This window comes from Mesorhizobium sp. B2-3-2 (assembly GCF_006442295.1).
Taxonomy (GTDB): Bacteria; Pseudomonadota; Alphaproteobacteria; order Rhizobiales; family Rhizobiaceae; genus Mesorhizobium.
In genome coordinates, this window is the sequence record NZ_VFWA01000005.1 from 405,301 (window position 1) to 424,275 (window position 18,975).

Below are 18,975 nucleotides of genomic sequence, written 5' to 3' on the forward strand. Positions count from 1 at the left end.
ATCTCAATATTTGATCAAATATCGCCTTGGCAAGGGCAAAATTGACTTCTTTCGATCGCCGTGCGAGCAATATTTGCTCAAATCAGGGTAGGCTTGGATGCATGGCGCGTATTCCCGACGTTCAGAAGCTTCTTCGTGACGACATCGTTTCCGGAGCCATTCCATTCGGGGCAAGGCTGAGGATCGACGATCTCGCCGGCCGTTATGGCGTGAGCCACATGCCGGTGCGCGAGGCCTTGCGCGCCTTGAGCGGCACCGGACTGGTCGTGCTGGAACCCAATCGCGGCGCCAGCGTCAGGACGGTCCACATGTCGTTTGTGATCGACCTGTTCGATATCCGCAGCGCCGTCGAAACGATGCTGGCGCGCCGCGCCAGCGAACGGCGCACCGCCGAGCATCTGCGCGATCTGAAAGCCGCGCAGGACATGCTGGAGCAAAGGGTGGCCAGCGACGACTTCCTTGCCGTCCCGCATGCCAACAACATCTTTCATGGCGTCATCAACGAGGCGGCGGGCAATCCGGGCGCGCTGTCGATGGTGGACCGCAACTGGCTGCTGGTGGCGGCGATCTGGCAACGCTACGGCTATGACGAGGGGCGCTTCCATGGCGTCATCGACGATCATCGCCATATCATCCGGGCCATAGAGCGCCAGGATGCCGGCTCGGCGGCGACCTTGATGGGCGCGCATATCGAAAAGGCCAAACACGACCTCCTGGCGCGCATCGCCGTCGATCCCAAACCCGATATCGGCCGGCAATGACGGCCCGGTTCGAGGTCGCGGCGTCGACGGGCGATACGCTCGGCGAATCGCCGACATGGCTGGCGCGGGGCGGAGAGTTGTTCTGGGTCGACCTGCGGCGTCCTTGCCTGCACAGGCTGCGACCCGAGACAGGAGCGGTGACGTCGTGGCCGATGCCTGAGGTCATCGGCTCGGTGGTTCCACGAGCATCGGGCGGTGTCGTCGTGGCCTTGCGGCAAGGTCTTCACGCATTCGATCCCGCCAGCGGCGCACTGAGCCTGTTGGCGCGCGTGGAGGACGGGCCGCCCGAGCATCGGCTGAACGACATGAAGTGCGATCCCGGCGGCGGCATAGTCTGCGGCAGCATGTGGGACTATGGGCTGCATGCGTCCGGGGCGCTTTACCGGATCAACGCCGCCGGAAGTTCGAGCCGGATCCGCGACGGGATCGCCGTGCCCAATGCGATCGCCTTTGCCCCGGATGGCCGCACCGTCTACTTCACGGATACACGGCAAGGCGACATAGAGCGGGCGGATTTCGACCCGGCGACCGGATTTGTGGGGCCGTGGTCCCTGTTCGCCGACCGGCACGCGGCGCCTGGAAAGCCCGACGGCGCCACCGTCGATGCGGACGGCTTCCTCTGGAATGCGCGCTACCAAGGCGGCTCGCTGGCGCGGTTCGCGCCCGACGGCCGGCTCGACAGGCTGGTCCCTCTGCCAGTCACCCAGCCGACCTCCTGCGCCTTCGGCGGCCCGGACATGAAGACACTGTACGTGACCACCTCGACGCAAAAGCTGACGGAGGCTCAACTGGCCAAGGAGCCCCTGGCGGGTTGCCTGCTTGTGCTCGATGTCGGCGTGGCCGGACTGCCGGAGCCGGCTTTCGCCGGTTAGCCTCTGTTATTGCCAGCCGAGATGGCGGCCACCCGTCGCCTGCAGGTCCGCTCCGGTGATGAAGCTGCCGGCGTCGGAGCAAAGCAGCAACGCCGCTCCCGCCATCTCGCGCGCCTCGCCGGCGCGCTGCATCGGGGCGGACCCCTTCTGGATCTCGGCCCATTTGGCCGCGTCCTCGCGGCGCCAGCGATTGCGCTCGGTAATGACAAGTCCCGGCGACAAATTGTTGATCGTCACCCCGTGCGGCGCATAATCCTTGGCAAGGTTGAACGACAGATTGTGCTGCGCGCTCTTCAGCGCGGCATAGACGGCGAGATCGGATTCGGGCCGCGTCTGGTTGATGCTGCCGATCGTCAGCACACGGCCCCAGCCATTGTCCTTCATGCCGGGCAAGGCGGCCTGCAGCAGTTCGATCGTCGCCTTGAAGTTGATCTGGATCTGGCGCTCGATCTGCTCGGCGGGAAGGTCGAGGAACGGTGTGCGGTACTGGATCGAGGCGCAGACGACAAGCACGTCCACACCACCCAACGCCTCGATCGCCGCCTGGACACAGCGGGCCGCCTCCCCGGCCCGAGCGAAATCAGCATCGATGGCGACGCCGCGCCTGCCCTTCCCGAGAATTTCACGGACAGCTTCGGCGGCCGCATCCGGCTGCCCGAATGCCACGTCGGCGTCGCGAGCGAAATGGACGGCCACATCGGCGCCCGCCTCGGCAAAAACCCGCACGATCTCACGACCGATGCTGACGCTGCCGCCGGTCACCAAGGCGCGCCGGCCGGCCATCGTGAAGCGCTCAGCAAGAGCCAGCGCATTCTGGATGTCGATCTCTTCCTTTTGCACCGTCAATGGCCCAGCCTTTCCAATTTGATCATTCTTCTCGTCGGAATGCCCTTCAAAACCCATTTCTGGGAAAAAATCTAGAACCAATTCGTCTATTTGATCAAATCTGAGCACAACTGAAAAGCAGCGTGGTTGACGGCAGCTGCCAGGCGCAAGGCGTACAGACCGTCACGCATCTATTGGGTTGGACAAGTTCTAAGGTTTTCGCGACAGACCGTCGCCTTCTATGGCGTTGACCAATGTCTCGCTGCCTTGGCGCAGATGCTGCGTCAAAACGCTGACGGCCTTGCCGGCGTCGCGTCGCCGGCAAGCGGCCAAGAGGTCGCGATGCTCCGTCTGCGAGCGGGCGCGGTAGTCGAGGTTCGACAACAGGATACGGACGTAGCGGTCGGCGGCATTATGGTGCGCCTCGATCAGGCCGAGCAACCGGCGATTGCCGCAGGCGTCATAAAGCGCCAGATGAAAGGCCCGGTTCAGCACGCCCCACCTGCCGACATTGCGCTCGGCATCGATCTGATCGAGCACCTGTTCGGCCTCGTCCAGCTTGCCGCCGGGCAGGCCGAGGATGGAGAGCCGCAGCGCCTCGCACTCGAGCAGTTCGCGCACGGCATAGATTTCGCGGATCTCGTCGCCGTCCATTCTGGCGACGTGCGCACCCTTTGTCGGGTGGATGGATACGATGCCTTCGGCCTCGAGCTGACGAAGGGCGTCCCGGATTGGCATCCGGCTGAAGCCAAACTGCTCGGCCAGATCATCCTGGCGCAACGTCGTGCCGGCCTTCAGGGTCCCGCTGGCAATGGCCTCGCGCAAGACATTGGCGACCTGCTCGGCAACCGTTTGCGGCCTCTCGATCAAGCCTTCGCCAAATCCGCGCAATCCATGCTCCCATTCCACGCATCGTCAGCTTAGGGGAAAGCTTCATTCTCGGATATAGGTATCCATGTGTACGAGATGTGTAAGAGAAGAGTGGCAAGCCGGCCGCGATGCGGCGGCATCGACGCGGGATCCCGCGGCGAAATCCTTCGGAACGGGAATGGCTTGCAGTTTGGCCCGCGGAAACAGCAAAACTGGCAACCGCCGGCCGCATGCGGTCAGGCCGGCGCGGCATTGGCGGCAGCGATCATGGGGGCAGGATATGACACTCAGAATGGTAGTGCTTGACGGCAAGCCGCTCAGTGCGGCTGATGTGGCCAAGGTCGCACGGCGCAACGCCCGCCTTGAGTTGGGCGGTCAGGCGATGCGCCGCATCCGCGAGAGCCGTGCGCTCATCGAGCATCTCACGGAACTTGGCAAGCCCATGTATGGCGTCACCACCGGTCTCGGTGCGTGCGTGGATACTCCGCTTGCGCAGGCCGATCTGATCGCGTTCCAGCACAGCGTACCGCTCAGCCACAGTATGGGCATCGGCCCCGCCCTTCCGACGGAGGCCGTGCGGGCGCTTATGGCCGCAAGGATTTCAGGCATGGCGGCCGGCGGCACCGGCACCTCCGAACGTGTGGTCATGGGCCTCGTGGCGGCGCTCAACGCCGGGGTTCATCCGGTGATCCCCAGTTGGGGATCGATCGGGGCGGCGGACCTTGCCGCTCTCGGGCATATGGCGAGGGCACTGCGCGGCGACGGCGAAGCGGAGTTCCAGGGCAAGATCATGCCGTCCGCCGAGGCGCTGGCCCTCGCCGGGCTCGAACCACTCAACCTGCGCGAAAAGGACGGCCACGCCATCATCGTCGCGAACAGCCTTTCGACCGGAACGGCATGTCTGTGCCTGGAAGACGTCGACCATCTCATCGACTGGTCTCTGGCGGCCGTGGCCCTCAATTATGAGGCATTCCGCTCATCCGTCAGCGCAATCAGCGAGGAGGCGCTGTCAGCCCGCCCGGCATTCGGCCAGCGCGAGATCGGCACGCGTCTGCGGGCGGAACTGGCGGGAAGCGGCTTGTGGGAGGACAACGCCGCGCGGCGTCTCCAGGACCCGCTCAGCTACCGCTGCGTGCCGCAGGTGTGGGGCGGCCTGCTGCATGCGTTCGAACAGGCGAAGCTGGCGACGGAGATCGAACTGGCCCACTCAGGCGACAACCCGGTTATCCTGCCGGAGATCGAGCGGGTTATCTCGAACGGCAACTTCGACCTGACGGCGATGACGCTGGCCTGGGAACAGCTCGGCCAGGCGCTTGCGCATTGCGCGGTCGGCACCGCCAACCGTTGCATGAAGCTGATGTCGCCGATAACGGCGGAGCTGCCGCGCTTCCTGTCGGCCAGGGGTGGGAGCCGCCAGGGCTATGCGGAGCTGCAGAAACCGCTTGCCGCGCTGGAAGTCGAGATCCGGCACCTCGCCAACCCGATGTCGCTCAGCCCGCTTGCCGTTTCGGACGGCATCGAGGATCAGTCGTCGATGGCCCCGCGCGTGGTGGCCAAGACCGCCGAGATCGTCGAGCGCCTGCGTTATCTCGTTGCGATGGAACTGATCTTTGCGGCTACGGGGGTGGAATTGCGCGGTGTCGTCGACAGCATGGGCGAGGGACCGCAGCGCACCTTCGCCGCCGTGCGCTCCCTTGTCAGCCCGCTTGACGATGACCGCGAAATGAGCACGGACATGACACGGATCGCACTGATGGTGGCGGGCCCACGCAACTGACGCGCCAAGGCGCTCGGCGAGCCCCGTGGCCCGCGGCTCCCTTCACGCAGAAAAGGACACGCCCCTGCGGCGCATGCCTGCCTGCACGCCGTGGACGATCAGCCGTGACAGGATTTCCATGTCGGGCGGCATTCGTGGACGCCAGATATCCAAAAGCAGGGCCACACGAGGCTTGTCGGCGTTGTTCGTCACTTCGTGAGGGAACGTGTCGTCCCACAACAGGCATTCGCCGTCGGCGATCCGCCTCTCCTGATGATTGATCATCATGACCGTTGCCGGACGGCCATCTGCCTGCCGAGGGATCACAAGGCCGAGATGGAACCTCACTATACCCCTGAAAGGGCCGCGATGGCTGGGGATGTGCTTGCCCGGAGCCAGGAAAGAGATCGCCGCCGACTTCACTTCAGGGCATTCCGCAAGCAGCCGGTCGAGGACAGGCATCCGCGCGAGGTTTTGCGGAACCGCGATATCGTAGGCCTTCAGCACGAACATACGCCAGTCGCGACCGTCATTGGCCGAGATGTCGGCCTGTTCAGGCATGATGTCGTGGAAGCGGGGCGCCTTGCCCACGGCAAGCGCTTCGTCGCGAATGGCCTGCCAGGCGGCCGTGAACTTGGTGGCGTTTGGAAATTCGCTGGCGGTATCGAGGATCGCCGGCGCGTCGATGCGCTTTTCGTAGATCCGCCGCACCAGACCGGATGCAAGATCGTAAACTTGAGACATTTCATGGCCTCGAGGACATCATGAAACGAATATCCGGCAATTAAGTTGCTGATCTTGTTCGGCGTATGCCTGTCAGCACGAATTCGTGACCGACGAACAGTCCCGCGACCCCGCGCTTTGTTGCTGGCGTGCGTCAGCGTTCAGGGGCGCGTTCGACCAGACGAAACCTGTAGCGATCCCGTATGAATTCATTGAAGAAGCGCCCCTTGGAAGAGGCGGCTTTGAAGGCAGCGTAGGTCTCTGGCTCCACGTCTTCGTAGTCATAGCGATTTCCGCTCGGCACGAACCAGACCGAAAGCACCCTGGTGGCGGGATGGTACTGTGTGCTGCGGATGGCCGTAGAAGGCATTGGCGTTCTCCCGGATGGATAATCCGGGGCGCAAACGGAAGTTCCAACTGTGCCGGGCAGCCTTGGCTGGCAGGCCTTCCTGTAACGAGCAGCGCAGCCGGATCGTCCGTTCCAGAAGATGAAGGAGCCGGCCCGGTTCTGTCGAGCCGGCCCCAGGGGATCAGAACGCCGGCTCGACCGCGTTGACATTGTCCTTGGTGACGACCGTTAGCGGGATCGGCAAACGGTTCTTGACCTCCTTGCCGTCCATGATCTCCGCCATGGTGTTGATGGCCAGGCGGCCGTCCTCGACCGGCGACTGCACGATGGTGGAGTACATTTCGTTGGTGCGGATAGATTCGAACGCATCCTTCTGGCCGTTGATGCCGACGATCGGCGGTGCCGCCTTGGACGGATTGGCCTCCTTCCAGGCGTCGATGAAGCCGCGCGCCATGGTGTCGTCGTTGGCGTAGACGCCGCTGATCTGGTCGCCGAAACGGGTGATCAGGTCGCGGCTGACCACCAGCGCCTTCTGCTGGTCGAAATCGGCATTGACCGTGTCGAGCACCTTGATGTCGGCATTGGTTTCCTTGAGACGGTCGGTGAAGCCGCCGACGCGGCCGATCGTCGTGCCGTTGCCGGCCTGGCCGGCGATGATGACGACGGAACCCTTGCCACCCAGCGCCTTGCCGAGCGAGTCGGCCGCAAGCTTGCCTTCCTCGTAGACGTCGGGCCCGGTGAACGACTTGATGAACGGCTTGGCATCGTCGCTCATCGGCGAGTTGATGAGGATCGCGGGAATGTTCGCCTGCTGCGCGCGGGCGAGGCCCGGTATGTAGGCCTGCGGGTCGAGCGGCCACAGGATGATGCCGTCAACTTTGCGCGCAACGCAGGTGTTGAGCTGCTCGGTGCCCTTCTGGACATCGAAATCCTGGCTGAGGCTCAGGATCTCGATGCCGAGTTCGCTGGCGCGCGCCTGGAGCGCCTTGTTGGCCGGCGTCGCATAGGCATGCGAATCCGCTGCCGTGACGTAGCAGACCGTCTTTGCACCGGCCCAGCCCGTCGAGGCCAATATTACCGCCATGGCGGTGATGTGGAGCATGCTTTTCTTGCCAACCATAGGTTTCCTCCCGATCATGTATTTCCTCCTTGAGTGATTGGATTGTCGCGAATGAGCGCGGGGCCTGTGCCCGACGCCCTCCCCTTTGTAGTCACGGCCCGATCGAGCACGACGAGCAGGATCAGGATAAGCCCCGACACGACCTGCTGGACGTATGCGGGAACGGATTGGAACTCCATCGCGATGGTCAGCGAGCCGATCGTCAGCACGCCGCCAAGCGTGCCGAGCGCGGATCCCTTGCCGCCTTCGAGGCGGGTTCCGCCGACCACGACCGCGGCAATGACGGCGACCGTCAGTTCCGAGCCGAAGACGGGCGAACCGGTGTTCGTGACGAGGCTCTGGAGAACGCCTGCGAGACCGGCGAGCGTGCCGGCGAAGACGAAGCCCAGAAAAACGATGCGATCGGAGGCGATGCCGCTCTCCTTGGCTGCCGCCGGATTGGACCCCACCGCAAAGACATTTCGGCCCGGTATGGTACGCGTCAACCAGACATGCAGCAGCACGATCAGAACGATGAACAGCGCACTGCGGATAGTGAAGATTTCGAGATGGATCTTGGCGAGCGCCAGCGAAAGCATGATGTCGGTGCCGGTCACCGGCTGGCTGTCGGTGATCCAATGCGCGAGCGAGCGGAAGATCAGCATCGTCGCCAGGGTCAGCACCAGCGAGTTCACCTTCAGCCTGACGACCAGCGCGCCGTTGATGGCGCCTGCCAGCATGCCGACCAGGATACCGACAAGTGCGGCGGGCAGGATGCCGATCTCGCGCTGCAGGATTACCGACATGATTCCCGCCAGCGCGAACACCGCGCCGCCGGAGAGGTCGATCTGGCCGGCGACCAGAAGCACCGTAAGTCCAATGGCGATCAGGCCGATCGTCGCCGCCCGGTCGAGGCCGAGTCCGAGGGTCGATGCGGAGAAATAACCCGGAACCACCAGGGCGGAAATAATCAGCGTCAGGCCGAGGATGATCACCACCCTGTGCCGCGAGGCAAGCGCCAGGAAGCGCATCACGCCACCCCCCGCTTGCGCAATGCCACATCCATGCCGACGGCGCCGACGATGAGGATGCCGAGGACAAAACCCTGGATCGGCGTGCGCACGCCGTCGAGCACCATGACGTTGGTCAGAAGCTGCACGAAGATCAGGCCCGCGATCGCCCTCGGCACCGAGCCGAAACCGCCGATGATCGACACGCCGCCGACCACGACCGCGGTGATGGCGCTGAACTCGTAGCCGGCGCCGATCAGCGGCCGCGCGCTTTGCAAGGTCAGGCCCAGCAGGCCGCCGCTGACGCCCGAAGCCAACGCCGTGATCACGAACGCACCGGCCTTCACCGCCTCCACCGGCACCGCGCTCGCCTCGGCGGCGCGGTAATTGCCGCCCGTGGCGAGCGTCCACCTGCCCCAGAAAGAGCGCGAGAGGACGAAATGGCCTATGAGAGCGATCAGCAGGAAAATCAACACCACGACCGGGACGCCAAAGAGCCGGCCCTTGGCGAATTCGGCCGAAGCGGGATTGTTGCCATAGACGATGACGCCGCCGACGGCCGCCTGCACGATGCCCAGCCCGATGGTGCCGATGCCGAGCGTGGCGATGATGGGATTGATACCGACATAGCCGACCAGCACGCCGTTGAGCAGGCCGATAAGGCCCGCAAGCGCCACCGCCAGGACGAAGGCAGGAACCGGCCCGATCATTGGCTGCAGCCCGAGCGAAAGGATGGCCCCGCAGGCGATGGCGGCCGGCACCGACAGGTCGGCCAAGCCGCCGGCCACGAGCACGAAAGTCATGCCGACGACGACGATGCCGACAATGGACATCGAGGTCAGGACGTTGAGCAGATTGCCTGTGGTGAAGAAGGCGGGGCTGACGAACGAGCCGTAGAGCATCACTGCAAGGATGGCAAAGCCAAGCCCCGCCTTGGACAGGACATCGGCAAGCCTGCTGCCACGCGTGAAGCGGTCATTGCGGGTCGCCGCGCTGGTCTCCATGGCCGCATCAGTCATGCCGCCTCCTCCCCCGTCGCCAGCGCCATGATGCGCTCCTCGCTCAGTTCGGCGCGGGCGAGCGGCTCCGATGCACGGCCGTCGCGCATCACCACGACGCGATCGCAGACGCCGAGGATTTCGGGCAGTTCCGACGAGATCATCACCACCGCCATGCCGTCGGCCACGAGCCGGCCGATGATGCTGTGGATTTCGGCCTTGGCGCCGACGTCGACGCCGCGCGTCGGCTCGTCGAGAATAAGTACGGAGGGCTTGGCCGCGAGCCATTTGGCGATAACCGCCTTCTGCTGGTTGCCCCCCGACAACAGGTTGATGCGCCGCTCCCCGTCGGGCGGCGAAATGGAAAACTGCTTCACATAGGTCGCCGCCAGCGAGCGGTCGGCGATGCGCCTGATGCGGCCGAAGCTGGTCAGACGCCGCAATATCGGCAGGCTGATGTTCTCGCGGACCGACATGCCCGGAACGATGCCGTCGCCCTTGCGGTCCTCGGGGACGTAGGCGATCCCGGCTCGCACCGCTTCGGAAGGAGAGTTGATGGCGACCTTGCGCCCGTTGACGCTGACCGTTCCCTCCACCAGCCGCGACAGGCCGAAGATGGCGCGCGCTACCTCGGTGCGGCCCGCCCCGACCAGTCCGGTCAAGCCCAGTATCTCGCCAGCGCGCACGTCGAAGCTGACCTCGCGGAAATGCGACCCGTCGCCGATGCGTTCGACACGCAGCACGGACTTGCCGATCGCGGCTGGGCTTTTCGGGAACACGTTGCTGACCTCGCGGCCAACCATCAGCCTGATCATTTCGGCCGCGGTTATGCCGTCTATCGGGCGGGTCTCGATCATTGAGCCGTCGCGCAGCACGGTCACCTCGTCGGCGATCTCAAGAACCTCCTTCAGCCTATGGCTGATGTAGACGATGGCGATGCCGTCATCGCGCATCTTGCGAAGGATCCGGAACAGCGACGCGGTTTCGTGCTCGCTCAGGCTCGACGTCGGCTCGTCCAGCACGATGATCCTGGGCTGCGCCGCATAGGCCTTGGCGATCTCGACCAGTTGCTGCTGGCTGATCGACAGGTCGCCGAGCCGCTCGCGCGGGTTGATGGCCGCGCCCAGCTCGTCGAGGACGGCGGCGGCCTTCCTGACCATTTCGCCCTTGCGCAGCCAGCTGCATCTGCCGGGCATGCGGCCGAGATAAACGTTCTCCGCGACGGTCAGGTCGGGAACAAGATTGATCTCCTGATGCACCATGCGGATGCCGAGCGCCTGGGCGTCGGCGGGACGCCGCATGCGCACTTCGGCGCCGCCGACGAGGATTGTGCCGGCGGTCGGAGCATAGGATCCGTTGAGCACCTTCATCAGCGTCGACTTGCCGGCGCCATTCTCGCCTACGACCGCATGGACGGTGCCGAACCGGACGGCGAAATTGACGTTCGACAGGGCCTTCACGCCGGGAAAAGTCTTGGAGATGCCTCTCATGTCCAGGGCACAAACGGCGGCACTCATCTAGGCTTGGTCCTCCCTGGTAGCATGCGGCCAGTAGCGTTATGTTAGTATAATGGACTTCCAGGCACGGTTCGGCCCACATCGAGCCGGCCCGAAGGCCCCCTTCAGCGCATCCGCACCAGGCACTTCATCATAGACTGAAATCACGCAACGCGCGGCACTATTGCACTAATATAATAGTTCTGGCAAGCTGGATCTGACCGCTCCGTCACTGGCGTCGGATCGCAACGAGCCCCGCGTCGCATGCAGGTGCATTCCGTTGACATTCGAATAATTTTGCCATTTCAGGTGGACGAACGATGGGATTTTCCATGGATCTAGATCCTTCGACCCTCAATCGAGCCCTCCCGCTGCGCGACCAGATCTACAACAAGATCCGCAACATGATAGTCGTCGGACGGCTGAAACCGGGTGAGGTCATCAACGAGGTCGCCATCGCCGAAGCGCTGGGCGTCTCGCGCACGCCGGTGCGCGAAGCGGTCAAGCGCATCAGCGACGAAGGGCTCGTCAAGATCCTGGCGCAGACCGGCACCTACGTTGCTCCCATCAGCCGGGCCGACCTCGAGGAAGCCTATGTCATCCGGCGCGCATTGGAGATGGAGAGCGCCAGGCGCGCCGCCGCCAAGCTGACGCCGGCTGCCAGTGAATTGCTGGAAGACAATATGGCCGCGCATAAGCTCGCCATAGCGCGCGGCAGGTATGCCACAGCGATTCAGCTCGACGATGTCTTTCACCGCACCATCGCCGAAATATGCGGCTTGCCGATGATCTGGCGCGCCGTCGATATCTCCAAGGCGCAGATGGACCGCGGCCGCTATCTCGCCATTCCGAAGCCCGGCTATGGCGAGCAGACGATCGAGCAGCACGAGGCCATTCTGGACGCGCTGAAGCGTCACGACGCCGAGGGCGCCGCACAGGCGATGGAGCATCACCTCGAGACGTCATTTCGCAACACGCTCGAGGTCGCCGCCGAGCTCCTCGACTGACGACCTCGACTGAGCGCTGAGACGGGCGGCGCAGGTTCCAGGTCCATTCAGCGTCGGCCTGTGACCTGCCATCCGGCCGGTTTGCCGAGGCTCCGTGAGCCGTGTTCGCAGCTTGACCGTAGACAATCTATTATATTAGTATTCCGATCCATTCGGCGGCATTGTGCCGGCGGGGGCTTTTTCAGAGTTCGTAATGGCGCGGTTCATCCAGCTTTCGCATGCCGACAACATCCTTCTGGCGGTCGATCCGTTGAAGATCGGCGACAAGGCAGGCGACGTGCCCGCCAAGGCGCGCATACCGCGCGGACACAAGATGGCGTTGTGCGACATCGGGCCGGATGAGCCGGTCGTGAAATACGGACAGACCATCGGATTTGCCCGCGGGCCGATCGCCGCCGGCGATTGGGTTCACGAGCACAATGTGTATTTGCGCAACTTCGAACGCGACTATCTGTTCGGCACCAACGCCAGGCAAACGCCCGTCGTCCCTGAAGCCGAGCGCGCGACCTTCATGGGTTACCGCAGGCCGAGCGGTAAAATCGGGACGCGCAACTTCATCGCTGTCCTGACCTCGGTGAATTGTTCGGCCAGCGTCGCCCGCTTCATCGTGGAAGAGATCAACCGCCGCGGTGTCCTGCGCGACTATCCCAATGTCGACGGCGTGATCTCACTCGTCCATGGCACCGGCTGCGGCATCGACACCAAGGGCCCTGCTTACGACCTCCTGAAGCGCACGCAGTGGGGTTTTGCCACGAATCCCAATGTCGGCGGCGTGCTTATGGTCGGGCTTGGCTGCGAAGCGTTCCAGATTCCGCGCTGGATGCAGTCCTACAATATCGAGGAGAGCACGACCTTCCGCACGATGACCATCCAGGAGACCGGCGGCACACGCAAGACGGTCGAGGCCGGGGTGAAGGCGATCCTCGATATGCTGCCCACCGTCAACGCCGCGCAAAGGACGCCACAACCAGCCTCCGAACTGGTGCTCGCGCTGCAATGCGGCGGGTCGGACGGTTATTCCGGCATCAGCGCCAATCCGGCGCTTGGGGCCGCGGTGGACCTGCTTGTCGCGCAAGGCGGAACGGCGGTGCTGTCCGAGACGCCGGAGATCTACGGCGCCGAGCATTTGCTGACCATGCGTGCGGAGAGCCGCGCGGTCGGTGAGAAGCTGGTCGAGCGCATCCGCTGGTGGGAGGACTACACCGCCAAGCACGACATGGAAATGAACAACAACCCGTCTCCCGGCAACAAGCTCGGCGGGTTGACGACGATCCTGGAGAAGTCGCTCGGCGCGTCCGCCAAGGGCGGGACGACCAATCTGCGCGCGGTGCTGGAATATGCCGAACCGATCAACGAACGCGGCCTCGTCTTCATGGACACGCCGGGCTACGATCCGGTTTCGGCCACCGGCCAGGTCGCCGGCGGCGCGAACATATTGTGCTTTACCACGGGGCGGGGCTCGGCCTTCGGCTGCAAGCCGACGCCCTCGATCAAGCTTGCCTCCAATTCCTTCATTTTCGAGCAGATGCGCGAAGACATGGACATCAATTGCGGGGACATCCTCGACGGCGTCACGCTGGACGACAAAGGCCAAGAGATCTTCGCAGAGCTCCTGCGCGTGGCTTCGGGCGGGCGTACCAAATCGGAATCGCTGGGCTACGGCGATAATGAGTTCGTGCCCTGGAACCTCGGCGCTACCATGTAGCGACATCGCCCGCTCGCAACAGGCAACCTCAATTCTCTCAACCAGAAAGAACGCTCGGCATGAACAAGATCGATCTCGACGGCCAACACGCCGTGGTCACCGGAGGCGCGCAAGGCCTCGGCTTCGCGATGGCCAAACGCTTCGTCGCCTCCGGCGCGACCGTCACCTTGTGGGACGTCGACGAGGCGCGCCTCGAAACGGCCAAGCGCGACCTTGGCAAAGCCGCCACGACCCTGGTCGTCGACATTGCGGATTGGGAGACGGTGGACGCCGCGCGGGCAAAAACCGAGGAGAGCGCCGGCAAAATCTCCATCCTGGTCAATTCCGCCGGCGTTGCCGGTCCCGCCGCCCCGCTCGACAGCTACGACATAGAGACGTGGAAGAAGATCATCGACATCAACGTCAACGGCACTTTCTATGTCAACCGCGCCGTGGTGCCCGGGATGAAGTCGCGCAATTACGGGCGGATCGTCAACATCGCTTCCGTCGCCGGCAAGGAGGGCAATCCCAACGCCGCCGCCTATTCCGCTTCGAAGGCGGCGGTCATCGGCATGACCAAGTCGCTCGGCAAGGAGCTCGCTCAGTATGACATTGCGGTCAACTGCATCTCGCCGGCCACCGCGCAGACCCGAATCCTCGAACAGCTCACGCCCGAGCACATCGAATACATGCGCTCGCGCATCCCACGCGGCCGTCTGCTGGAGGTCGACGAGGCCGCCGCCATGGTCGCCTGGCTCGTCTCAAAGGAAAACAGCTTCACCACCGCCTCGACCTTCGACCTGTCGGGCGGGCGCACGACCTATTAATCGAATACGGGCGAAACCCTCTTCGCCGTGCGGCGCGCCGGTACACCGGCACTTGCTGCGTCACGGAGATGCGGCCGCGTCGCCGGCGAAGACTCGAGTTGCCTGGAGCTGGGGGCGCAGCATCAGGCAGAGCGCGACGGCGTGCGTGATCATCAGCAGTGGGACATAGATTACGGGGATCGCGTATGTGGCGCCTAACTCCCCCGCCACCGCAGGAAGACCGGCCTGGCTCCCGTGATAGTAGTCGACGCCGATATCGATCGTTCCAACGAGATTGAAGGCGACGACGAACAACCAGAACAGCGGACGTATCCTTATCGTCAGAAGCGCCAGCATGGCCAACACGCCGGTTGCGAAGTCGCCATAGGCGGCGAAGGTGGCGAAATCAGCCGGCAAATTGGGCCCGACGACGCCTGGAATGATGAAGACAAGCCCGAAGAAGCGGAAGCTGTGCAGCGTGGCGATAGCGCGTTGCGCCTCGACGCCGTTCAAGGATCTGAGCCGGGGCAAGATATACACGCCGACGCAGAGCAGCCAAGGGACGTAGCCTAGAGCGAGGTGTAGCAGGAAAATGGTTGCAGGCGACATATGGCCTCCCAAGAGATGCTGATTCACGCGGCCTCGAACACGGCCGTCAGGATGCCGAGCCGGCCTTCCATGAGATTCCGTCCGAGGTTGGCCGCCAGCTCCGACATGTCCGGCCCCATGACCACGCCAAGGTTCGGCGACGGCGGCGGCCCCGACGCGCGCAGTTGGGCGATCCAGGCCTTGGCGGCTTCGGTGTCGTCCTGCCAGGCCAGCGGGCGAAAACCGGCCGTTTCAATTGCGCTGCGGGTCGCCGTGGCCGTCAGGAGAAAGCTGGTTGCGGGCAGCCGCGCCCAGGGGACGGGATAATGCGGCTCGCCGCCGTTCGACACGACGTCGAAGGTCGCGAACCTGCCGCCCGGTTTCAGCACCCGACGGATCTCGCGATAGAGCCGCGCCCGGTCGGCGATGTTCATGGCCACATGCTGCAGCAGCACGACATCGAAACGGCCGTCGTCAAGTGGCAGTTGCAATGCGCTGCCAATCTGGAACGACACCTGTTCGCTCTGCCCAGTGCGTTCCGTCAGATAGCGCGCTGCGGCCACGAACGGCTCGCTGAGGTCAACGCCCGTAACCCGGCAGCCATAGGTCGCGGCAAGAAAACGCGCCGGCCCGCCGACGCCGGAGCCGACATCCAGAACCGACATGTCGGCCGTGATCCCGGTCAAGGCGGCAAGCTCGGCAGTCGCGGCAAGTCCCCGGGTGTGAAACTGGTCGAGAGCGGCCAGTTGCCGGGGCATCAGCCGCTGATCCTCCGGCCCGAAGGCGGCGAGCGCCGCCTTGAGCCGCTCGGTCAGGCCCGTCGCGCGGTAGTGGTCGCGCACGCCATCAAGCGCGTCGGCAAGGGGTCTCCCAAGATCGTTGTCCAGTATCCTGCGGCTCGACATCGGTGCGCCTCCTGATTTGCAAGGTGCAATCTACGCCCGCTTCCAGCGGTCGACTATTCGCGATAATGTTGATGGGGCATGAAGCAGAACTTCACGGTCCGGAAAGGTGCGCTCGACGGTGTGGAGGCGTTCCTCGGCGTCGCGCAGCACCGCAGCTTCCGAAAAGCGGCCGCGGAGCTCGGCGTCACGCCATCGGCGATCAGCCAGGCGGTGCGCGCGCTCGAGGCGCGCGTCGGCGCGGCGCTCTTCATGCGCACGACGCGCAGCGTCGGCCTGACCGAAGCCGGGGAACGGTTCCTTTCGCGCGCAAAGCCCGCTTTCGAGGAACTGGTCGCCGCAAGCGAGGTCGCACGTGAGCTTGGGCAGCGGCCGACCGGGCTGTTGCGCCTCTCTGTGCCGCGCGCCGTGGTGCCGATCCTGCTGGAGCCGTTGGTGGCATCCTTTTGCCAGGCCTATCCCGAAGTAGAGGTGGAGATCGCCGCAAGCGGTGAGTTGGTCGACCTGGCGGCCGACGGGTTCGACGCCGGCATCCGGCTCGGCCAGTTCATCGCCGCCGACATGGTCGCGGTTCGGCTGACGCCGCCGTTCCCGCTCGTGGTCGTCGGCAGCCCTGGCTATCTGCGCCGGCAGAAGCGGCCGGAGCGCATCAACGATCTGCGCGGCCATGCCTGCCTGCGCATGCGCCGCTCGAACGGATCGATCGCGCCCTGGCCCTTCATCGACGGCAACAAGACCGTCGAGGCAATCGTCTCCGGGCCGCTGGTCGCGCATGACTACCCGACACTGCTTGGCGCCGCGATCCAAGGAGTGGGACTTGCACAGGTCCCCGGCCCTCTCACCGAGGCCCCGATTGCCGACGGCCGGTTACAAGCGTTGCTCACGCCCTTCGCCGTCACAACGCCGGGAGTTTTTCTGTACTATCCCGACAAACGCCAGGTCCTGCCCAAGCTGCGCGCGTTCATCGAGCATGTGAAATATCGGGGAACGGACGCCGAAGGCGCGCAAACTCCCTGAGGCCAACCGCTCTCGATGACGGGCTTGCCTGTCCGTGCCGCGCTAATTGGCGCGAAGGGCCGCAATCACCGCGGCGGTAACTTCGGCGGTGCTCGCGGTACCGCCGAGATCCGGGCTGAGATATTCCGCCCGGTCCGTGACAATCTCGATCGCAACCATGAGGCGCCGCGCGGCGGCCTGCTCGCCGAGATGCTCAAGCATCAGGCTCGCCGTCCAGAACGATCCGAGCGGATTGGCGACCCCCTTGCCGGTAATGTCGAAGGCCGAACCATGGATGGGTTCGAACATGGACGGCCGGCTGCGCGAGGGATCGATGTTCGACGTAGAGCCGATGCCAAGCGATCCGCCTAAGGCGGCGGCCAGGTCGGAGAGGATGTCGGCGTGCAGGTTGGTCGCCAAAACCGTGTCGATGCTGCCGGGTTTGTTGACCATGCGCTGGGTCATGGCGTCCACCAGCATCCAGTCGACGCTGAGACCGGGGTAGTCGCGAAGCACGCCGCGCACGACTTCGTCCCACAGCACCATGCCATGGCGCTGCGCATTCGATTTGGTGACGACGGTCAGAAGCTTGCGGGGGCGCGACAGCGCAAGCTCGCAGGCGAAACGGGCGATGCGTTCTATCCCGGCGCGGGTAAAGACGGCGACATCCATGCCGACCTCGATAGGCAGTCCGCGATGGGCGCGACCACCGACGCCGGCATATTCGCCTTCACTGTTTTCGCGCACGATCACCCAGTCTATCTGCTTGCCGAGATCGGGCCGCAACGGGCCGGTCAGCCCGGGCAAGAGACGCGTCGGCCGTACATTGGCATACTGGTCGAACCCCTGGCAGATGGCCAGGCGCAGACCCCAGAGGGTGACGTCGTCGGGAAGGTTCGGATCGCCGACCGCGCCGAAATAGATCGCGTCGAAACCCTCCAATTGCTCGAGGCCGTCCTGCGGCATCATGCGGCCGTTGCGGCGGTAATAGTCGGAGCCCCAGTCGAAGCGCTTGAAGTCGAAGGCCAGACCCGGCTCGACAGCGGCCAGGGCTTCCAGCACCTTCACGCCGGCTTCGACGACCTCAGGCCCGATACCGTCACCACCGATGACAGCGATCCTATGCGAGGACATTTTCAGTTTCCTTCTCGATGGCAGCGACGATGGCGCTGGTCATTCCCTCGGTGTTGGTGGTTCCGCGTATGTCGCCGGTCCGCGTCTCGGGCCGCGCGAGCGCCGCAACAGTGGCCCCCGCCATCATGGAAGCCGCCCGAAGCGCCTCGGGAACGCCGCGGTTGTGGCCAAGCCATTGCAGCAGCATGCGGGTGGATTCGATCATCGCATAGGGATTGACGACGCCCTTGCCGGCGATATCGGGCGCGGACCCGTGCGCCGCCTGCGCCATGGCTATATCGCCTTCGCCGATACACAGGCCGGGCGCCATGCCGAGGCCGCCGACGAGGCCGGCGGCCTCGTCGCTCAGGATGTCGCCGAACATGTTGGTGGTGACGACGACATCGAATGTCTGTGGATCCCGCAACAGCCGCATGGCGAAGGTATCCACGATCACCTCGTCGACAGCGACATCGGGGAATTGCTCGGCGGCCCGATAGCACTCCTCCACGAACATGCCGCAGCCGAGCTTGAACACGGTGTCCTTGTGAACGATCGTCAACTTCTTGCGCCTGGTTCTGGCAAGTTCGAGCGCCGCCTTGGCGACACGGTAGCTGCCGGCGCGGGTGATGACGCGAACCGAAATGGTCGTGTCGTGCGTTGGCCGGAATTCTCCGGAACCGGCAACGACATTGCGATCAGGCTGAAAGCCCTCGTTGTTTTCCCGCACGATGACGAGATCGACGTCGTCGAACAGCGCGCCGAGACCGGGAAAGGAGCGCGTCGGCCGGACATTGGCAAAAAGGCCGAAATGCTTGCGCAGGATCGGATGCGGATTGATGGCGCCAGTCACCTTTGGATAGGCCCGATGTCCGATCGGCCCGAGTATGAAGCCGTCCAATGTCGAAAGCGTCTCGAGCGTGCCGTCGGGCATGGTCGATCCGTGAGTGTCGAGCGCCGCGCGGCCGATCGGCATCGGGCGCCAGTCGATGTCGAGGCCGCTGCGCGCGGCGGCGGCCCTGGCGATGCGCACGGCGGCAGGCACGATTTCGTGTCCGATGTCGTCGCCGTTGAGGATACCGATCGTGAGATGGGCCATCGGCCGACCTTTCTGAATTGC

The 18,975-nt window shown here is 64.3% G+C and carries 19 protein-coding genes; 7 read left to right on the top strand and 12 right to left on the bottom strand.

The annotated features are described in order from the left end of the window. Nucleotides 1–101 precede the first annotated feature (101 nt). Complete coding sequence (locus FJ964_RS16065) at nucleotides 102–761, top strand: GntR family transcriptional regulator (RefSeq protein ID WP_140497561.1); 660 nt, start codon at nucleotides 102–104, stop codon at nucleotides 759–761. Further along, a complete protein-coding gene (locus tag FJ964_RS16070) occupies nucleotides 758–1,633 on the top strand; it encodes an SMP-30/gluconolactonase/LRE family protein (protein WP_140551272.1) in 876 nt (291 codons plus the stop codon). The genes FJ964_RS16065 and FJ964_RS16070 overlap by 4 nt, the downstream gene beginning before the upstream one ends. Nucleotides 1,634–1,639: 6 nt before the next feature. Here the strand turns inward: FJ964_RS16070 and FJ964_RS16075 are convergent, their stop codons facing one another. Both FJ964_RS16075 and FJ964_RS16080 read right to left on the bottom strand, forming a co-directional pair. Beyond that, nucleotides 1,640–2,473, bottom strand: coding sequence for an SDR family oxidoreductase (locus FJ964_RS16075; RefSeq protein WP_224713295.1), 834 nt, complete (start codon nucleotides 2,471–2,473; stop codon nucleotides 1,640–1,642). 195 nt (nucleotides 2,474–2,668) lie between these two features. Continuing rightward, on the bottom strand, nucleotides 2,669–3,349 hold the full coding sequence (locus tag FJ964_RS16080) for a GntR family transcriptional regulator (RefSeq protein ID WP_224713289.1): 681 nt from the start codon (nucleotides 3,347–3,349) through the stop codon (nucleotides 2,669–2,671). Between the two features lie 259 nt (nucleotides 3,350–3,608). Here FJ964_RS16080 and hutH point away from each other — a divergent pair, with 259 nt between their 5' ends. Next, nucleotides 3,609–5,105, top strand: coding sequence for a histidine ammonia-lyase (gene hutH, locus FJ964_RS16085; RefSeq protein ID WP_140551274.1), 1,497 nt, complete (start codon nucleotides 3,609–3,611; stop codon nucleotides 5,103–5,105). Between the two features lie 42 nt (nucleotides 5,106–5,147). Here hutH and FJ964_RS16090 read toward each other — a convergent pair whose 3' ends face one another. The 6 genes from FJ964_RS16090 to FJ964_RS16115 form a co-directional block, all read right to left on the bottom strand. Continuing rightward, complete coding sequence (locus FJ964_RS16090; RefSeq protein WP_140551275.1) at nucleotides 5,148–5,828, bottom strand: aspartyl/asparaginyl beta-hydroxylase domain-containing protein; 681 nt, start codon at nucleotides 5,826–5,828, stop codon at nucleotides 5,148–5,150. 133 nt (nucleotides 5,829–5,961) lie between these two features. Beyond that, entirely contained in the window at nucleotides 5,962–6,177 is a 216-nt protein-coding gene (locus FJ964_RS16095; RefSeq protein WP_140525095.1) for a KTSC domain-containing protein, read from the bottom strand. Nucleotides 6,178–6,337: 160 nt separating this feature from the next. After that, nucleotides 6,338–7,276: a sugar ABC transporter substrate-binding protein gene (locus FJ964_RS16100; RefSeq protein ID WP_140551276.1), complete on the bottom strand. Its 939-nt coding sequence runs from the start codon at nucleotides 7,274–7,276 to the stop codon at nucleotides 6,338–6,340. Between the two features lie 14 nt (nucleotides 7,277–7,290). Beyond that, complete coding sequence (locus FJ964_RS16105; RefSeq protein ID WP_140551323.1) at nucleotides 7,291–8,286, bottom strand: ABC transporter permease; 996 nt, start codon at nucleotides 8,284–8,286, stop codon at nucleotides 7,291–7,293. Then, the gene (locus FJ964_RS16110) at nucleotides 8,286–9,284 is read right to left on the bottom strand and encodes an ABC transporter permease (protein WP_181172492.1); all 999 of its coding nucleotides are present in this window, start codon (nucleotides 9,282–9,284) and stop codon (nucleotides 8,286–8,288) included. Before FJ964_RS16110 ends, FJ964_RS16105 begins: the two co-directional genes overlap by 1 nt. Next, nucleotides 9,281–10,780, bottom strand: coding sequence for a sugar ABC transporter ATP-binding protein (locus FJ964_RS16115; RefSeq protein ID WP_140551277.1), 1,500 nt, complete (start codon nucleotides 10,778–10,780; stop codon nucleotides 9,281–9,283). Before FJ964_RS16115 ends, FJ964_RS16110 begins: the two co-directional genes overlap by 4 nt. A gap of 311 nt (nucleotides 10,781–11,091) precedes the next feature. On the opposite strand from FJ964_RS16115, the gene FJ964_RS16120 reads away from it, so the two are divergent. The 3 genes from FJ964_RS16120 to FJ964_RS16130 all read left to right on the top strand — a co-directional run bounded on the left by FJ964_RS16120 (nucleotide 11,092) and on the right by FJ964_RS16130 (nucleotide 14,277). Further along, complete coding sequence (locus FJ964_RS16120; protein WP_140551278.1) at nucleotides 11,092–11,766, top strand: GntR family transcriptional regulator; 675 nt, start codon at nucleotides 11,092–11,094, stop codon at nucleotides 11,764–11,766. A gap of 193 nt (nucleotides 11,767–11,959) precedes the next feature. Beyond that, nucleotides 11,960–13,471, top strand: coding sequence for an altronate dehydratase family protein (locus FJ964_RS16125; RefSeq protein ID WP_140551279.1), 1,512 nt, complete (start codon nucleotides 11,960–11,962; stop codon nucleotides 13,469–13,471). A gap of 59 nt (nucleotides 13,472–13,530) precedes the next feature. Then, entirely contained in the window at nucleotides 13,531–14,277 is a 747-nt protein-coding gene (locus FJ964_RS16130; RefSeq protein WP_140551280.1) for an SDR family NAD(P)-dependent oxidoreductase, read from the top strand. 60 nt (nucleotides 14,278–14,337) lie between these two features. Here the strand turns inward: FJ964_RS16130 and FJ964_RS16135 are convergent, their stop codons facing one another. Both FJ964_RS16135 and FJ964_RS16140 read right to left on the bottom strand, forming a co-directional pair. Next, entirely contained in the window at nucleotides 14,338–14,865 is a 528-nt protein-coding gene (locus FJ964_RS16135) for a hypothetical protein (RefSeq protein ID WP_140551281.1), read from the bottom strand. Between the two features lie 23 nt (nucleotides 14,866–14,888). Continuing rightward, entirely contained in the window at nucleotides 14,889–15,749 is an 861-nt protein-coding gene (locus tag FJ964_RS16140; RefSeq protein WP_140551282.1) for a class I SAM-dependent methyltransferase, read from the bottom strand. A 78-nt stretch (nucleotides 15,750–15,827) separates the two neighbouring features. On the opposite strand from FJ964_RS16140, the gene FJ964_RS16145 reads away from it, so the two are divergent. Then, a complete protein-coding gene (locus FJ964_RS16145) occupies nucleotides 15,828–16,763 on the top strand; it encodes a LysR family transcriptional regulator (RefSeq protein WP_140551283.1) in 936 nt (311 codons plus the stop codon). A gap of 42 nt (nucleotides 16,764–16,805) precedes the next feature. Here FJ964_RS16145 and FJ964_RS16150 read toward each other — a convergent pair whose 3' ends face one another. Beyond that, nucleotides 16,806–17,876: a tartrate dehydrogenase gene (locus FJ964_RS16150; RefSeq protein WP_140551284.1), complete on the bottom strand. Its 1,071-nt coding sequence runs from the start codon at nucleotides 17,874–17,876 to the stop codon at nucleotides 16,806–16,808. Further along, entirely contained in the window at nucleotides 17,863–18,954 is a 1,092-nt protein-coding gene (locus FJ964_RS16155; RefSeq protein ID WP_140551285.1) for an isocitrate/isopropylmalate family dehydrogenase, read from the bottom strand. The genes FJ964_RS16150 and FJ964_RS16155 overlap by 14 nt, the downstream gene beginning before the upstream one ends. Nucleotides 18,955–18,975 lie beyond the last annotated feature (21 nt).

What these genes read in the sequence shown, in the direction of transcription:
- FJ964_RS16065 (WP_140497561.1), top strand. Translation starts at nt 102, where the DNA reads ATGGCGCGTATTCCCGACGTTCAGAAGCTTCTTCGTGACGACATCGTT.
- FJ964_RS16070 (WP_140551272.1), top strand. Translation starts at nt 758, where the DNA reads ATGACGGCCCGGTTCGAGGTCGCGGCGTCGACGGGCGATACGCTCGGC.
- hutH (WP_140551274.1), top strand. Translation starts at nt 3,609, where the DNA reads ATGACACTCAGAATGGTAGTGCTTGACGGCAAGCCGCTCAGTGCGGCT.
- FJ964_RS16090 (WP_140551275.1), bottom strand. Translation starts at nt 5,828, where the DNA reads ATGTCTCAAGTTTACGATCTTGCATCCGGTCTGGTGCGGCGGATCTAC.
- FJ964_RS16095 (WP_140525095.1), bottom strand. Translation starts at nt 6,177, where the DNA reads ATGCCTTCTACGGCCATCCGCAGCACACAGTACCATCCCGCCACCAGG.
- FJ964_RS16100 (WP_140551276.1), bottom strand. Translation starts at nt 7,276, where the DNA reads ATGGTTGGCAAGAAAAGCATGCTCCACATCACCGCCATGGCGGTAATA.
- FJ964_RS16105 (WP_140551323.1), bottom strand. Translation starts at nt 8,286, where the DNA reads ATGCGCTTCCTGGCGCTTGCCTCGCGGCACAGGGTGGTGATCATCCTC.
- FJ964_RS16110 (WP_181172492.1), bottom strand. Translation starts at nt 9,284, where the DNA reads ATGACTGATGCGGCCATGGAGACCAGCGCGGCGACCCGCAATGACCGC.
- FJ964_RS16115 (WP_140551277.1), bottom strand. Translation starts at nt 10,780, where the DNA reads ATGAGTGCCGCCGTTTGTGCCCTGGACATGAGAGGCATCTCCAAGACT.
- FJ964_RS16120 (WP_140551278.1), top strand. Translation starts at nt 11,092, where the DNA reads ATGGATCTAGATCCTTCGACCCTCAATCGAGCCCTCCCGCTGCGCGAC.
- FJ964_RS16125 (WP_140551279.1), top strand. Translation starts at nt 11,960, where the DNA reads ATGGCGCGGTTCATCCAGCTTTCGCATGCCGACAACATCCTTCTGGCG.
- FJ964_RS16130 (WP_140551280.1), top strand. Translation starts at nt 13,531, where the DNA reads ATGAACAAGATCGATCTCGACGGCCAACACGCCGTGGTCACCGGAGGC.
- FJ964_RS16135 (WP_140551281.1), bottom strand. Translation starts at nt 14,865, where the DNA reads ATGTCGCCTGCAACCATTTTCCTGCTACACCTCGCTCTAGGCTACGTC.
- FJ964_RS16140 (WP_140551282.1), bottom strand. Translation starts at nt 15,749, where the DNA reads ATGTCGAGCCGCAGGATACTGGACAACGATCTTGGGAGACCCCTTGCC.
- FJ964_RS16145 (WP_140551283.1), top strand. Translation starts at nt 15,828, where the DNA reads ATGAAGCAGAACTTCACGGTCCGGAAAGGTGCGCTCGACGGTGTGGAG.
- FJ964_RS16150 (WP_140551284.1), bottom strand. Translation starts at nt 17,876, where the DNA reads ATGTCCTCGCATAGGATCGCTGTCATCGGTGGTGACGGTATCGGGCCT.
- FJ964_RS16155 (WP_140551285.1), bottom strand. Translation starts at nt 18,954, where the DNA reads ATGGCCCATCTCACGATCGGTATCCTCAACGGCGACGACATCGGACAC.